The sequence below is a fragment of the Streptococcus sp. 1055 genome, assembly GCF_013276815.1.
GTDB classification, from domain to species: domain Bacteria; phylum Bacillota; class Bacilli; order Lactobacillales; family Streptococcaceae; genus Streptococcus; species Streptococcus pseudopneumoniae.
In genome coordinates this window covers 1-508 of record NZ_VMLT01000085.1, presented here as the reverse complement: position 1 = coordinate 508, position 508 = coordinate 1, and the positions used below count along the sequence as shown (strand labels likewise).

At 46.9% G+C, this 508-nt stretch carries 1 protein-coding gene; it reads left to right on the top strand.

Annotated elements, in window-relative coordinates; all coding sequences use genetic code 11:
- The coding region (locus HT699_RS07625; protein WP_191996325.1) for a DUF1542 domain-containing protein at positions 1-508 on the top strand (508 nt) is incomplete at both ends.

Below are 508 nucleotides of genomic sequence, written 5' to 3'. Positions count from 1 at the left end.
GCTGAAGAAAAAGCGAAAGCTAAGGCAGAAGCTCAAGCAGCTGCTGACAAAGCGAACAAGGCCATTGATGCTCAACCAGATGTAGCCGCAACACCAGAAGAAGCCAAAGCAGCTCAAGATAAAGTAGAAGCCGCTAAGACACAAGGTGTAGAAGCGATTAAAGCTGTGAATCCAGAAACAACTGCTAAAGCAGCCGCTGACAAAGCTATTGATGACGCTCTTGCTGCTAAGAACAAGGCCATTGATGAGCGTACAGACTTGACAGATGCAGAGAAGAAAGCTGCTAAAGACAAGGCTAAGGAAGAAGCAGACAAGGCTAAGGCAGCAGTAGCAGCCGCAACAAGTGATGCAGAAGTAGCTAAAGCCAAAGAAGCCGGTGAGTCTGCAGTTGGTGCTGTGAATCCAGTAGCCAAAGATGCTGCTAAGAAAGCAGTGGCAGATGAATTAGCTAAGAAAGAAGCAGAAATCGATGCTCGCCAAGATCTAACAGCTGAAGAAAAAGCGAAAG